Origin of the sequence: Pseudomonas sp. SD17-1, from assembly GCF_029201585.1 — a bacterium.
Classification (GTDB): Bacteria; Pseudomonadota; Gammaproteobacteria; order Pseudomonadales; family Pseudomonadaceae; genus Aquipseudomonas; species Aquipseudomonas palmensis.
In genome coordinates, this window is sequence record NZ_CP104044.1 from 5,070,075 (window position 1) to 5,083,942 (window position 13,868).

The 13,868-nt window shown below is 66.5% G+C and carries 13 protein-coding genes; 6 read left to right on the forward strand and 7 right to left on the reverse strand.

The genetic code is table 11. From position 1 onward, the window contains the following. Positions 1-63: 63 nt before the first annotated feature. From N0B28_RS23140 to N0B28_RS23160, 5 genes are all read left to right on the forward strand, one after another. Positions 64-1,140: an ABC transporter substrate-binding protein gene (locus N0B28_RS23140; RefSeq protein ID WP_052504310.1), complete on the forward strand. Its 1,077-nt coding sequence runs from the start codon at positions 64-66 to the stop codon at positions 1,138-1,140. Next, complete coding sequence (locus N0B28_RS23145) at positions 1,137-1,970, forward strand: ABC transporter permease (RefSeq protein ID WP_275729037.1); 834 nt, start codon at positions 1,137-1,139, stop codon at positions 1,968-1,970. Before N0B28_RS23140 ends, N0B28_RS23145 begins: the two co-directional genes overlap by 4 nt. After that, the gene (locus N0B28_RS23150) at positions 1,967-2,734 is read left to right on the forward strand and encodes an ABC transporter ATP-binding protein (protein ID WP_043863934.1); all 768 of its coding nucleotides are present in this window, start codon (positions 1,967-1,969) and stop codon (positions 2,732-2,734) included. Before N0B28_RS23145 ends, N0B28_RS23150 begins: the two co-directional genes overlap by 4 nt. A 77-nt stretch (positions 2,735-2,811) precedes the next feature. Next, a complete protein-coding gene (locus tag N0B28_RS23155; RefSeq protein WP_078481405.1) occupies positions 2,812-3,366 on the forward strand; it encodes an OsmC family protein in 555 nt (184 codons plus the stop codon). Further along, a complete protein-coding gene (locus N0B28_RS23160) occupies positions 3,359-4,555 on the forward strand; it encodes an NAD(P)/FAD-dependent oxidoreductase (RefSeq protein WP_058541904.1) in 1,197 nt (398 codons plus the stop codon). Before N0B28_RS23155 ends, N0B28_RS23160 begins: the two co-directional genes overlap by 8 nt. Here N0B28_RS23160 and N0B28_RS23165 read toward each other — a convergent pair. Then, a complete protein-coding gene (locus tag N0B28_RS23165; protein WP_275729044.1) occupies positions 4,498-5,562 on the reverse strand; it encodes a D-cysteine desulfhydrase family protein in 1,065 nt (354 codons plus the stop codon). The two genes, N0B28_RS23160 and N0B28_RS23165, sit on opposite strands and share 58 nt — an antisense overlap. 126 nt (positions 5,563-5,688) lie before the next feature. On the opposite strand from N0B28_RS23165, the gene N0B28_RS23170 reads away from it, so the two are divergent. Further along, positions 5,689-6,585 (forward strand): LysR substrate-binding domain-containing protein, encoded by an 897-nt coding sequence (locus N0B28_RS23170; protein ID WP_275729046.1) that lies wholly within the window; start codon positions 5,689-5,691, stop codon positions 6,583-6,585. Positions 6,586-6,604: 19 nt separating this feature from the next. On the opposite strand, the gene N0B28_RS23175 is transcribed toward N0B28_RS23170, so the two are convergent. The 6 genes from N0B28_RS23175 to N0B28_RS23200 all read right to left on the reverse strand — a co-directional run bounded on the left by N0B28_RS23175 (position 6,605) and on the right by N0B28_RS23200 (position 13,865). Further along, positions 6,605-7,156: an NADAR family protein gene (locus tag N0B28_RS23175; protein ID WP_054916411.1), complete on the reverse strand. Its 552-nt coding sequence runs from the start codon at positions 7,154-7,156 to the stop codon at positions 6,605-6,607. A 105-nt stretch (positions 7,157-7,261) separates the two neighbouring features. Further along, positions 7,262-8,362 (reverse strand): cytochrome c peroxidase, encoded by a 1,101-nt coding sequence (locus N0B28_RS23180; RefSeq protein WP_054916412.1) that lies wholly within the window; start codon positions 8,360-8,362, stop codon positions 7,262-7,264. A 1-nt stretch (position 8,363) separates the two neighbouring features. After that, on the reverse strand, positions 8,364-11,159 hold the full coding sequence (locus N0B28_RS23185) for a TonB-dependent receptor (protein WP_275729050.1): 2,796 nt from the start codon (positions 11,157-11,159) through the stop codon (positions 8,364-8,366). A gap of 118 nt (positions 11,160-11,277) precedes the next feature. Next, entirely contained in the window at positions 11,278-12,285 is a 1,008-nt protein-coding gene (locus N0B28_RS23190; protein WP_275729053.1) for a FecR domain-containing protein, read from the reverse strand. After that, positions 12,278-12,796 (reverse strand): sigma-70 family RNA polymerase sigma factor, encoded by a 519-nt coding sequence (locus tag N0B28_RS23195; RefSeq protein WP_043861871.1) that lies wholly within the window; start codon positions 12,794-12,796, stop codon positions 12,278-12,280. The genes N0B28_RS23190 and N0B28_RS23195 overlap by 8 nt, the downstream gene beginning before the upstream one ends. A 97-nt stretch (positions 12,797-12,893) precedes the next feature. After that, complete coding sequence (locus tag N0B28_RS23200; protein ID WP_123753515.1) at positions 12,894-13,865, reverse strand: sensor domain-containing diguanylate cyclase; 972 nt, start codon at positions 13,863-13,865, stop codon at positions 12,894-12,896. Positions 13,866-13,868 lie beyond the last annotated feature (3 nt).

Below are 13,868 nucleotides of genomic sequence, written 5' to 3' on the forward strand. Positions count from 1 at the left end.
AGATCTCACATACTTCACGCGCCTGCCGAGAACGATCGGTCTACCTGTTTTGGGATGCGTGTGATGAGAGATTTTTTCCAGCGATTGTTCTCCACCAGTGGCGCGCAAGCGACGCCCGCACTCCAGTCCAACCTGAGCCGCCGCTCGTTCATGTGCGCCTGTGGCTGCGGCATGCTGGCGCTGAGCGCCGCCGGTACCGCGCTGCTGGCAGCGGCCAGCAAGGTCGAAGCTGCCACCGGCGGGCCGCTGCTGCGTGTGGGGCACATGCCCGCCGGCTGCGTGTCGCACCTGCTGCTGGCAAAGCTGCGCGGTGATTTTGCGGCGGCGGGCCTGCAGGTGGAGCTGACGCAATTCAACAGCCCAAGCGATGCCCTGCAGGCCCTGTTGGCAGGTCGCCTGGAACTGATGCACGGGCCCTGGACCATGACCGCAGCCGCCTACGCCAAGGGCACCCAGGAGCTGCGCATCATCGGTGGCTCGGGGCAAGGCGGCATCGAACTGGTGGCGCGCAACGGCTCGGTGGCCAGCCTGGATGAATTCATCGCCGCCGCAGGCAGCGGCCTGCGCGTCGGCACCCTGCGCCTGGATACCCTGGAACTGGTGGGCTATGGCTCGATGGCGCGCCACGGCAAATCCTACAACGACTATCAGATGACCTTCTTCCCGAGCATGGCCGGAATGGGCGAAGCCATCGCCAACGGCCGCCTCGACGTGTGCACCCTGGCACAGCCCTATGCCCAGAACGTGGTCAGCACCACCGGCGCACGCTACCTGAGCGACTCCAACGCGGTGTGGGGCCCGGAGGCCGCCGACTGCGTGATCACCACGCAGGTGCGCACCAGCCAGGAACAGGGGCCGCTGCTCAAACGCTACCTGGAACTGCTGCAGGCATCGGCCACTGCGATGAAAGCCGACTTCGACAACGCCATCCAGCAATTGCAGCCGATCTACGGGGTATCCAACGAGGTGCTCAAGGTGGCCCTGGCACGCCAGGCGCCCAACCCGGTCATCAGCCCGGTAGGCGTGGCCGGCCTCAAGCGCGGCGCCGGCTACCTGGTCGAACTGGGCTACTTCACCGACAACCCGATCGATGCGGTTCTGGACCTGCGTCATCAACCTGCTGCCCAGGTGACGGGATGAACCAGGCCGTTCTGACCCTGAGCCGGCAGCCCGACGTGCGCCGTGCCCCGCGTTATCTGGACGCGCTGCGCGACACGCTGTGGTTCCTGCTGGCGTGGGCATTGCTGATCGGCGCATGGGAGCTGGCGGTGCAGTCTGGCTGGCTGGATGGCCGCGTGCTCCCGCCTCCCAGCGTGACCCTGCCGTATGCGTTTTCCGGTGAAGCGGTGGTGGGTTTCGGGCAGCAGCGCAGCGGCTTGCTGGAGGCCCTGCTGGTGACCCTGCTGCGGGTCAGCGGCGGGTTGCTGGCTGGCAGCCTGGTGGCGCTGCTGCTGGCGGTGATCACCACCGAGGTGAAGCTGCTGCGCCGCCTGATCCTGCCGCTGGTGCAGACCCTGGCGCCGATCTCACCGGTGGCCTGGGTCCCCTTCACCATCGCGGTGATCGGCATCGGCGGACAGGCCGCAGTGTTCGTGGTGTTCCTGGCCGTGCTGGGCACCATGACGCTGTCGCTGGTCGCCGCGCTGGATGCCATCGACCCGCAGTACCTGAACATCGCCCGCAACCTGAGGTGCACGCGCCAACAGATCTGGCTGCGCGTGCGACTGCCGGCAATCGCCCCCAGCGCGATGACCAGCCTGCGCATGGCGTTCTTCGGCGCATGGATGGCGGTGCTGGCCGGGGAGATGGCGGGAATCAATTCCGGGTTGGGCTACATGATCATCATGGCCCAGCAGATGTACAACATGCCGTTGGTGATGGTGGGTGTGATGACCATTGGTGTCGTGGGTTTCGTGGTGGATCGCCTGATGCTGGTGCTCGGACGCCGCCTTACCGGGTGGGCGTCATGAGCCGGGGCGCCACGCTGAGTTTTCGTGGCCTGAGCAAGCAGTTCGAAGGCGGCACACGGGTAGAGGTGGGTGACCTGGATATCAAGGCCGCCAGTTTCACCGTGCTGCTGGGGCGCAGCGGGTGCGGCAAGAGCACCCTGCTCAACATCGCTGCGGGCCTGCAGCAACCCAGCACCGGGCACCTGCTGTACGACGGCCAGGCAGTGAGCGGCAACCAGCCCGACAGTGCGCTGATCTTCCAGCAGAACAACCTGTTCCCGTGGATGAGTGCGGTGGAAAACATTGCCATCGCCCTGCTCAACCGCGGGCTGGACCGTGAAGCGGCCACCCGGCGCGCCGAGCAGTTGCTTGCCGACGTGGGCCTGGCCGAATTCGCCCGGCACCGGCCGGCGGCATTGTCCGGCGGCATGTGCCAGCGCATCGCCCTGGCCAGGGCACTGGCCCTGGAGCCACGCCTGCTGCTGCTCGACGAGCCGTTTTCGGCACTGGACGCACAGACCCGGCGCCTGATGCAGGACCAGTTGCTGCGCGCCTGGAACACCAGCGGCGCCACGGTGCTGATGGTGACCCACGACCTGCAGGAGGCGCTGCTGCTGGCCGACCGTATCGTGCTGATGGCCAGCACGCCCCACGGCCGCATCGCCCAGATCCTGGAAATCGACCTGCCGCGCCCGCGCCAGGTGCGCTCGGCGCAACTGCTTGACCTGCAAGAACGGCTGGACGCGTTTCTGACCCACGAAACCCGGCTGGCCGAGCATTTCTAGTCGACACGGGACCTCCCGATTAACTGATTGGCACACGGTCATTCGGCCGCCATGCCGCCCCTTGAAGAGCACAGACCATGAGTGAAACCACCCACCGCGTCACCATCAACGGCCTCCAGGCCAACGCCGGCCGAGCAGTTCGCGAACGCATCCGGGCCGATGGCGAGGGTGACATCGCACGCCCGCTCTACCACACCAGTGTGCGTTGGACCGAGGGCTACCAGACCCTCACCAAGGTCAAGTCCGGTGCCGTGCTGCACGGCGACGAGCCCTGCGCCTACGGTGGCGCCGGCCTGGGCGCCACGCCCCAGGAACTGTTGCTGGCGGGTATCGGCAACTGCCTGGCGGCCACCTACATCGGCGGCCTGTCGGCATCCGGGGTCAAGGTCAACAGCCTGGTGCTGGACGTGAGCGGCCGCGTGGATTTTCGCGCGGCATTTGGCGTGACCAGCGGCAACCCGGGCTTTGAAAGCATCCAGGTGCAGGTGTCGATCGATACCGAAGAATCACCCGAGCGCGTGGACGCATTGCTGGCCAAGCTGCTGCCGACCGCGCCGATCCCCGACACCATCATGCGTCCCGTGCCCCTGACGGTGGAGGTGCAACACACCGGCGGCGCCACCCATGGCTGACAACGCGCACAGGGTGCTGGTGGTGGGTGGCGGGCCGGCGGGGCTGTCCTGCGCCTACGAGCTGGTACGCGCCGGCCTGCGCCCGCTGGTGCTGGAGCGCACGCAGGCCGTGGGCGACGTGTGGCGCAACCACTATGACGGCCTGCGCCTGAACACCGGGCGCTGGTTTTCCGGGTTGCCGGGCGGGCGCTTTCCATGGGCGGCAGGCCGCTGGCCGAGCCGCGATGACCTGGCCCGGGTGCTGGCGTCACTGCCGGCCCGGGGCGGCTTCGAGGTGCTGACCGGGTGCGACGTGGAATCGGTCGGCTACCTTCAGGCGCAATCGATGTGGCAGGTGCGCTGCCGTGATGGCCGCGAGTGGCGCGCACCGGCGCTGGTGGTCGCCACCGGTACCTCGTGCGTACCGTCGATCCCGCAGTGGCCGGGGGCACAGCGCTTTGCCGGGCAGATCGTGCATGCCGCGCACTTCGGCAATGCACGTGCCTACGCCGGCAAGCACGTGGTGGTGGTCGGCAGCGGCAATTCGTCCTGCGAGATAGCCAGCCGCCTGGTGCCCCATGCCGCGTCGGTCACGCTGTCGGTGCGGCGCGCGCCGCACTTTCTGCCCAAGAGCCTGTTCGGCGTGCCGCTGGCGGCACTGGGTACGCTGATCCGTCGGCTGCCACCCCGCGCGAGCGACGCGGTGCTGAGCTGGTTGTCGCGGCGCTGGGTCGGCGACCTGTCGGCCTACGGCCTGCCACCACCGGCACAGGGCGTGTCCGGGCTGGGCAGTGTCACGCCGACGCTGTTCATGCCGGTGATCGACGACCTGAAACAGCGCCGCATCAAGGTGGTCGGCCCGCTGCTGGAACTGAACGAGCAAGGCGCCGTGGCCCACACCGGCATCGACCGCACCGAGCGCTGCACGCTGCGCATGGACGTGATCGTTGCGGGCACCGGCTACACCACCGGCCTGGAGGCGCTGATCCAGTACCCCGAGGCGCTCACGGCAGACGGCAAGCCGACCGTGGATGACGACGGCCAGTCGAGCGTTGCGCGGGGCCTGTTCTTCATCGGTTACCGCAACCCCTTGAGCGGGCAACTGCGCGAAATCGGCCTGCAGGCGCCTGGCGTGGCAAGGGCGGTCAAGGGCTATCTCGACGCCACGCAACTGGCGCCTTGCACCGGCTCGGCGAAGGTTTCCCTGTAGGCGTAAAGCCCCGGGGTGCCACCGGTCATGATGAACAGCACGTTTTCGCCGCGGCGATAGCGGCCCTGTCGCAGGTCGGCCAGCAGCCCGGCGAAGGCCTTGCCCGAGTACACCGGGTCCACCAGCACACCTTCGCAGCGCGCCATCAGGCGCACCGCTTCGAGCATGGCCTGGGTCGGCAGCCCGTAGCCTTCGCCCAACTGGCTGCCATCGATGTTGATCGCACTCGCATCGAGGCTTGCAGCATGGCCCAGCAAGGCCAGCGCCTGGCGAGTCAACTGCAGGGTCGTGGCCGCCGCGGTCTGCTGGTCGGCCAGCACCGACCAGGACCTGACGCTCGCCGCACCCCGCCCCACTACCTCGAACCCCGCCGCAAGCCCGGCATGGGTGCCGGCGCTGCCATTGGGAACCACGACCTCGTCGAATCGCACGCCCATCGCGGTTTCCTGCTGCACGATCTCTTCGGCGCAACGGGCGTAGCCCAGGCTGCCAAGCGGCGTGGAACCGCCGGTGGGAATGACCAGCACCTTGCGACCTGCCGCACGCAACTGCTGCGCGCGCGCCTCGGCCGCTGCCAGTGCATCGGCGCCCCTGTCCAGCACCTGCACCCTGGCCCCGAACAGCTGGTCGAGCAGCACATTGCCATTGAGCTCGTAATCGCGATCGGCCCTGGGCACCGCACGGCTGAGGATCAGTTCGCATTCAAGCCCCAGCCGGGCGCACACGGCGGCCGTCAACCGGGCGTGGTTGGACTGGATGCCGCCCACGGTGATCAGGGTGTCGACGCCGTTCTTCAGCGCCTCGCCCAGGTGGAACTCCAGTTTGCGCAGCTTGTTGCCGCCACCGCCGACAAGCATGTGGTCATCGCGCTTGAGGTACAGGCCGACACCCATGGCCGGCAGGCCCAGATGGTGCTCGATACGCTCGGCGCGTTGTATGCCGGTGGCGCCCTGCAGCAGATCGGTGCGCGCGAATGCGCCCAGCGCCTGGCTCAGTACATGTCGCATGGGATGACACCTCGTGCTCTGGTTCAATGCCACGGACTATAGGGATAAACTAAAGCGCAATAAACGCACGCCAGGTTAGCAATTGGCTCACTCAACGTTAGTAATCATCACCTCTCGGATCACTCGATGAGCAAGCTCAGGCAGATGGAAGTATTTGTTGCCGTGGTCGAAGCCGGCAGCTTTGCCGGGGCGGCTGCCGCGCTGGGGATGTCGGCGGTGATGGTGGGGCGGCATGTCCAGAGCCTTGAGAAAACCCTGAACACCCGGCTGGTTCAACGCACCACACGCCGGCAGACCATAACCGGCGAAGGCCGTATCTTCTATGCCGAGGCCAGGACCGCCCTGGAGCAGGTCGCCTACGCCTACAACCGGGTAGAATCCTCCAGCGACGCGCCCAGTGGCCTGCTGCGGGTGACCGCGCCGATGACACTGGGGGTATCGCTGGTCGGCCCGCTGGTGACCGAGTTCATGCAGCGCTACCCGCAGGTTCAGGTCGAGCTGATCCTGAGCAACGAGGTGGTGGACCTCTACGAGAGTGCCTTCGACCTGGGCTTCAGGATCGCCGAGCTGGTTGACGCCAACCTGGTCTCGCAGCCCCTGCCGCCCTATCAGATGGTGATCTGCGCCGCCCCGAAATACCTCGAGAAGGCCGGCGAGCCGACAACACCGGAGGCGCTCCACGCCCACCGAATCCTCACCCACACCTCCTGGAACAACCGCTTTGCCTGGCCACTCAAGCAGGCTGGCAAAGAGGTGTTCTGGCCCGAGCAGGCGGTGCTTCGCAGCAACGATGGCCAGGTACTGCTGCAGGCCGCCATTGCCGGCAGCGGGATCCTGATGCAGCCGGACTTTCTGGTGGCCGCCGCGCTGGCGAACAAGGAGCTGGTGAGCATTCTGGGGGCGTATGTGCCGGCCCACAAACCGGTGCAGATGGTGTATCCACGCTCGAAGAAGTCACTGCCCAAGCTCACTGCCTTCGTCGCGTTCATCCAGGCGCGGCTCGGCTTGCCGAGCCAGCCCTGATCGCAGGGCCGGCGGGCCGTCAGGCCTGCGCCGCGTCGCGCACCTGCATCAGCGCGAAGCCCAGCAGGTTCAGGCCGCGCCAGCGGTCCGGCCGGTGGGCGTTCTGGTCATCCTGCGCCAGGCCGATCCCCCACACCCGGTCCACCGGGCTGGCCTCCACGATCACCCGCGTGCCGGTGCCCTGCAGGAAGGCCCCCAGTTCCGCGTTCTGGGAAAACTTGGCCTGGTTGGCCCGCACCACGATCGCGAAGCGCTCCTGTGCCCACCGCGCCTCGTCGAACCCGCGCACCTGGCGTCCGAGTGCCTTGGCCGCATTGGGATCGGTCGCCTCGATGATCCGTGCCCGCGTCTGTTCATCACCAAACAGCGCCGCCTTCTCGGCCATCATGTAGTGCTCGGCCGACTGGTACGACTGCCCGTCCACCTCGAACGGCGCCACGTACCACTGGCTGAAACACGAGGCGGTGACACCCTTGCGGCTCACCTGATGGCCCCAGAAGAATACGAACTCGGGCCTTTCGCCGGCCAGGTAGCGGGACACCAGGTCCTCGAGCATCTGTGAATCGTTCACGCTGATTGCCTCTCCAATAACACCATTGCAACGGTCATCCGGCCGCAGCACCGAACGGTGCCTGCCGGCCAGGACGGTGATACTACCGCGTAATGCAGCACCCGCTCACAGCGCCTCCAGAAATGCCTTCAACGCCTTCAACTCCACCCGGTCCAGCCCCAGCGCCTCGAACTGTGCGGAGGTGACAGGAAACAGCGGATCGCCCTGCTGCCCAGGCTTCGGCACCGGCCGCGGCATGCCCACGTTGTAGAACGCCAGCACCTGATCGAGGCTGCTGGCGAAACCGTTGTGGAACCACGGGCCGGTGCGGCTCACCAGGCGCAGCGAAGGGGTGCGAAAACGCCCCACGTCCGCGGCCAGGCCGGTGACTTCATGGCGACCAAGGTCCTCGCGGCTGCGCCCGTAGAACGTCAGGCCGGCATTGTGAAAACGCTGGTCGCTCATTCCCGGCCCGAAGTGGCAGTTCATGCAGCGCGCCTTGGTGCGAAACAGGTGCAGCCCGTGTAGCTGCTGGTCACTCAGCGCAGCAGTGCGACCGCGCAGGAAGCGCTCGAACGGCGTGCGCTGCGCGACCCGCAACAGATCGCGCTGGTACGTCGCCAGGGCTGCGGCAATCTGCTCGGCACCCAGCGCCTGCCCGGGAAACGCCACGGCAAACAGTGCCGGGTAATCGGCGCTGGCACGCAACCGGGCCACCAGTTCGTCGACGCTGAAGGCCATTTCCGCCGGATCGACGACCGGCATCAGCGCCTGGGTTTCCAGGCTGTCGGCGCGGCCATCCCAGAACAGCTGTGGGGCCAGGCCACTGGTGACCACGCTCGGCGCATTGCGCCGGCCTGGCGCACGCCCATGCCCGAACGACACCCGGCGCCCATCGGCGAACGCCAGGTCCGGCTCGTGGCACGAGGCACAGGCGATCTGCCCCGACCGCGACAGGCGCGGGTCGAAGAACAGCGTGCGCCCCAGCGCTGCCTTCTGTTCGGTGTAGGGGTTGTGCGCAGGCGAGGGTGCACGCTCGGGCAGTGGCCCCAGCTCCTGCCAGGCCACGCCGGCGTCCACCTGCGGCGCCGGCCAGTGTGCCGGCGGGCGGCTGTAGGCCTCGCGCAGGCAGGCCGCATCAGCCGATGCACACAGGGGTGCGTGGTGCTGCGCCCACAGGGCCGGGCTGGCCAGCATGAGTGCGATGCCAATCAGGAACAGGCGCATCTCAGAAGGTGTACCCCACTTCCAGCCAGTACTGGCGACCCACTTCATAGGTCGACACCGAATTGCTGTTGACCGTGGCGTTGGCATTGACCGACTTCTTGTCGAGCACGTTGAACACGTCGACGTTGACGAAGATGGCCTGGTCCCGTGCGGTGGGGATACGCCAGCCCAGCCGCGTGTCCCAGGTCAGCGCCGCGTCGAATTTCTGCTCTTCCCACACATCCACCGAGGTGCCCCTGTAATCGACGTTGCGCCCGGTGTCGCCGATGCGCTTGTAGCCGGCCCGGTAGCGCCAGAAGTTGCTCCACTGCAGGTTGGCCTGGGGGATGTCGGTGATGGTGGTCAGGCGCGCCGTCCACGGTCGGTTGTAGTTGGTCGCCGGGCGGTCCTGGTAGTTGATGAAGCTGCCCTGGTACTGGATCACGTCGTTCTGGTAGTAGGTGTCGTCGGCCTGCACGTAGCTGGGCGAGGAAGCCTTGCTGTCGGTCCAGTTCAGTGCCAGCTGGCCGCCGGTCTGCGTGCCCAGCAGCGTCCAGCGCTGCATCGGCGTCACGGTCAGGGTGTAGGTGTCGGTCTCGCTCTTGCCGTCGTTGGTGTAGGTGGTGTAGTTGCTGGCCAGGTCAGGGTCGGTGGACGGCTGCCCCAGGGTGCGCCCGGACACCTGTACCACCTGGTCACGGCCCTTGCGGTTGACGTACTTGAGGCCGTACTCGATGCCGGCCCACTGCTGCACCACGCCCAGCATCAGCTCGTCGTCATAGGGGATGTCGAGCTGATTGAACAGCGTCTGGTTGCTGCCGTTGGACTTGGTCACCCAGGGTTTGTCGAGGCTCGCGCGGGTTTCGTTGAAGCGCAGGCGGTTGCGCCCGTCCTGCAACTGCCAGCTGGTGACGCTGCGGCCGTAGTAGCGGTTGGCACCGGCACTGAGCAAGGTGGTGCGGTCACCGAACACGTCGTACTCCAGGGAGAAGCGCGGTGCCCAGGTGGTCTTGTCCATGTAGTCGTCACTGTCCACGCGCACGCCGGGGCGCAGGGTCAGCTTGCCCAGGGTGATCTCGTCCTGCACCCAACTGCCCCAGGTGGTGGTGGTGAAATCGAATTCGCCGGGGGCATAGCGGGTGCGGCTCTTCATGTACTGGCCGGCCCAGCCACTGACGGTCTCGCCCATGTTGCAGGCAACGGAATCGGTCACCCCCGCGCTGTTGGTACAGCTGTTGGTGGCGGCCGGGGCCACGTAGGTACTGCTGTCGGTGAGGCGCTCGTAGCGCACGTACTGGCGGGAGAACTCCAGGCCGGTCTGCGGGCGGTGAATGGCGCCCAGCCAGTCGAAGCTGCGCCAGTCGGCATTGAGCTTGTACTGCCAGGTGCGCTGCTGCTGTTCGATATCGCCCCAGCCCCCCTCCAGGGTGTTGGCGGTGGTCTTGCTGCCGATGCCCCAGTCCTTGGTGGTCGACTTGCGCCAGGTCCAGTAGTCGGCCGAGTCCGAGGTGCGGCTCTGTTCCTGGCGGCTCCAGGCCAGGGTCTGTTCGACGCGTGCCAGGTCGCCGTCCCACACGGTGCGCAGGTTCAACTGGGTACCGCCGACCTTGTTGTCATAGCCGGAGTTGGCGACGTTGGCCCGGAAGTAATGGCTCTCCTCGGGCGCGTGGGTCACGCTGGTCTCGACGGTGAGCCGGTCGCTGGCCTGCCACACCGACTTGAGGAAGTAGTTGTCGATGCGCCGCTCCTGCTTCTCCTTGTGATAGCCCATCTCTTCGACGTTGTTGTAGGAGTAGAGGCTCAGCGGAATGGTCGAGCGCTTCTGGCTGAAGTTGCCGATCAGGCCGAAGGTGTCGGTCAGGTGGCCTTGCAAGGTACCGCGCACGATGACCTTGTCGAACTCGGGCTGCTCGTCGGGCGAGCCGGAGTTCTCCATGCGCTGCTCTTCCGTCTCGTCGATGTGGTATTTGGTCCAGGCCGAGCGCGTGGTCTGTACCGAGAACTTGCCGTGCAGGGCCTTGGTCGGGGCGCGGGTCTGGGCGTCGATCACCCCACCGTTGAAGCCGCCATAGGCGGCCGGCACGTTGCTGTCCAGAACCGTGATGTTCTCCAGCAGGTCGGTGTCCAGCGCCAGGCCCTGGCTGCGCCCCGGCACCCTGTCCAGCAACTGCACACGGTCTTCGGCCGGGTCGATGTCGTTGTTCATGTTGATGCCGTCGACCAGGAAGGCGTTCTGGTAGAACGCCGCGCCGTTGATGCTGATGTTGGCCGGGGCGATTTCTCCGGGTGTCTTGCTGCTGAGCTGGTTGTCGTCGAACTGAACGTTGGGATGGCTGCGCAGCAGGCTGGTGATGTCGCCGTTGCCGGCCGGCATTGCCTCGATAAGCTCGCGATCGATATGGGTTTCACCCTGTGGCAGCAGCGCCCGTTCGCGGACCTTGGTGTTTTCCAGCTGGATCTGGTCGGCACGCGGACGCACCACCCGTTGCAGCAGCAGCGCGTCGTCGCCGAGATGCACCCATTCCAGGTCGCTGCCCTTGAGCAGGATCGCCAGCGCCTGATCGGCGCTCAGCTCGCCACGCACCGGCGGGGCACTGAGGTTGCCCAGCAACTGGCTTTCGACACTGATCTGAAGGCCGGTCTGCTGCCCCAGCGCCATCAGCGCAGAGCCCAGCGGCTGGCGCGCGATATCGATGCTGTGGCGCGTCGGCTCGTCATCGGCCAGCACCGGCAACGACACTGCCAGCCCCACTGACAGCAACAGCAGGCGCGCACTGCGCCGACGACCCTGCAACGACTCTTGGGTGCGAATGGACATGCTCTGGTGAACTCCCCGTGCGGCGCGAACGATACGCGCCTGTAAATGAGAATCTGTACGTTTAACTCAGCGGGGCAATAAACGAACGGCGATGGGGAATTTCCAGAACTTCGTGAATTTATTTTTTCCCAGGCGGCGAAGCGCGCTCACGGATGACCGTGATGTACGGCCCCCATTGCGTCAGCTGCCCGCCCAGCGGGGCGATGGCCAGTTGCAGCGCGCTACCTGGCGACCGCAGGTTCAGCGACGCGGTGATGCGCCGCTGGCCCAGGGCACGGTCCTGCAGCAGCAACACGCCGGGGTAATAGGCACGCAGTTGCTCGATGACTTCGGCCAATGGACGGTCGTTGACCAGCAACTGCCATTGGCGCCATGCCGCAACCTGCTCCAGCTGCACCCGGCTGCGCTGCGCCGGGCCCTGGTTCAGCCCCACGCGCAGGCTGTCGCCCGCACCCAGCGCCGGCACTGCCAGTTCGCCGCGCCTGTCACGCACCTGCACCGAGCCGCTCTGCACTGCTACCGACACCGCGCTGCGGCTCAGGTCCACATCGAACGCCGTGCCGGTGACGGTCACCTTCACGTCTTCGGCCTGCACCGTGAAGGGCCGCGCGGCGTCATGGCTGACCTCGAAGAATGCCTGGCCCTTGAGCAGCGTGACCGCACGCGCACCCGGCTCGAACGCCACGCGGATGGCGCTGTCGCTGCCCAGTTCGATGTGGCTGCCGTCGCTCAGGCGCACCTGCCGGTGCTCGCCCGCCGTGCTGCTGTAGTCGGCCGGCGGTGCACGCCCCACCAGCAACAGCACGCAGGCCGCCAGCGCGCTCGCCGCCAGCGCCCGGCGTGGCCAACTGCGCCGGCGGGCTGCCATGCGCGGTGCGGCGGGCACCTGGTGCGACGTTGGTGGCTCCAGCGGGTCGATGCCGGCGCTCAGCATCCAGACCTTTTGCACCTTGCGCCAGGCCGCCGCATGGCGTTCGTCAGCGGCCAGCCAGCGCGCATGGGCCTGGTGCAGCAGCACGTTGTCCGGTTCGGCATTGCATTGCAGCAGCCAGTCCATGGCGGCCTGCCACACCGGGTCGTCCTTCAGCGAGCCGGGCGTTCGGCAAGACGGGGTGGTATCAGTCATCGGCCAGATGCTCCGCACAGTGGGTCAGTGCGTCACGCACCAGTTGGTGCGCCAGACTAGTCGAAATATTCAAGCGGGCGGCAATTTCCTGAAAAGTCATGTGCTGCAAGCGGTGCATGTGAAAGGCCTGCCGCGCCCGCTCCGGCAGCAGCGCCAGGGCGTCCTGCAGCACACGCAACTGATCGCGGTGCAGGGCCTGATGCTCCGGCGACGGTGCGCTCGACGGCAGCTCATCGAGCCGTTCGCCGCCATCGGGCTGGCGGTTTTCCAGGGTCGTGCGGCGCAGCAGGTCGAACGACAGGTTGCGCACGATGCGGTACAGGTACCCCACCGGGTTGCCCAACTGCGCACCGGCGTCGGCCTGCCCGCAGAAACGCAGCCAGGCCTCCTGCACCACGTCCTCGGCCTGCGCACGGCAGCCGACGATGGGTGCCGAATAGTCGACCAGCGCAGCACGGTGGGAAAGGTACAACTGGAGTTTATCGCTGGGGCAGGACACGGCGACGACCATTGAAGGCAGGAGCGGGTTGGGAGGGCCGCTATTCTGCATTCAGTTGCGAATGATTATCAACTGAAATATCAGGCCTGCTCCTGCGCCTTAAGGTGAGCTAGCCCGCCACCACCGCGGGTTCATGCACCGTCACCCGGTTGCGCCCGCCGTGCTTGGACAGGTACAGCGCATGGTCGGCCCAGGCAATCAGTTCGGCGTGGCTGCTGGAGGGATGGCTCAGATCGGCTACGCCCAGGCTGATGGTGAAACGGATGTCCTGCCCCTCATGGCTGACGCTCAGGCGTTCGACCGCCTTGCGCAGGCGCTCGGCAAAGATCAGCGCGCCGGCCTTGTCGGTGTCCGTCAGCACCACGCCGAACTCTTCGCCACCGTAACGGCCGGCCACGTCGCTGTCGCGGATCTGCTCGCGAACCACCCTGGCCACCTGGCGAATGACGGCATCGCCCGCCGGGTGGCCATAGGTGTCGTTGACCCGCTTGAAATGGTCGATGTCGAACATCACCAGGCTGGTGGCGTTGCCATAGCGCTGATTGCGCGCATGCGCCAGTTGCAGGCACTCCTCCCAATGCCCGCGGTTGTACAGCCCGGTCAGGCAATCGGTGCTGGACAGCTTCTGCAACTGCGCGTTGGCGGCCTGCAACTGGTGGCGGTTGGTGGCCACATCGGTCACGTCGTAGATCACCAGGCAGATCTGGCGGATCTCGCTGTCGGTGGAGCGCAACGGCAGCAGCGTGGTGTTCTGGTACATGAAATCCACCTGGCCGGTGATCGGCTGGTAGTTCTTGAACCGCACCAGATACGGGCGCTGCTCCCAGATGGTGAAAGCCGGGGTGCCCAGGGTCGCGACGCTGTCCACCTTGTGGCTGAACCATTGCCGGTCGACCTCGGGGAACAGGCTGAAGAAGCACTGGTTGTAGGCATCCCTGGGCTGCACCCCCGAGCGGTTTTCCATGAAGGTGTTCCACACCTGCACCCGATGTTCGCGGTCGAGCACCACCACGCCCACATCGATGCTCTGCACGATGCTCAGCAGCCAGTGAAATTCCTTCAGGTCGATAGGATCGCGCATGGG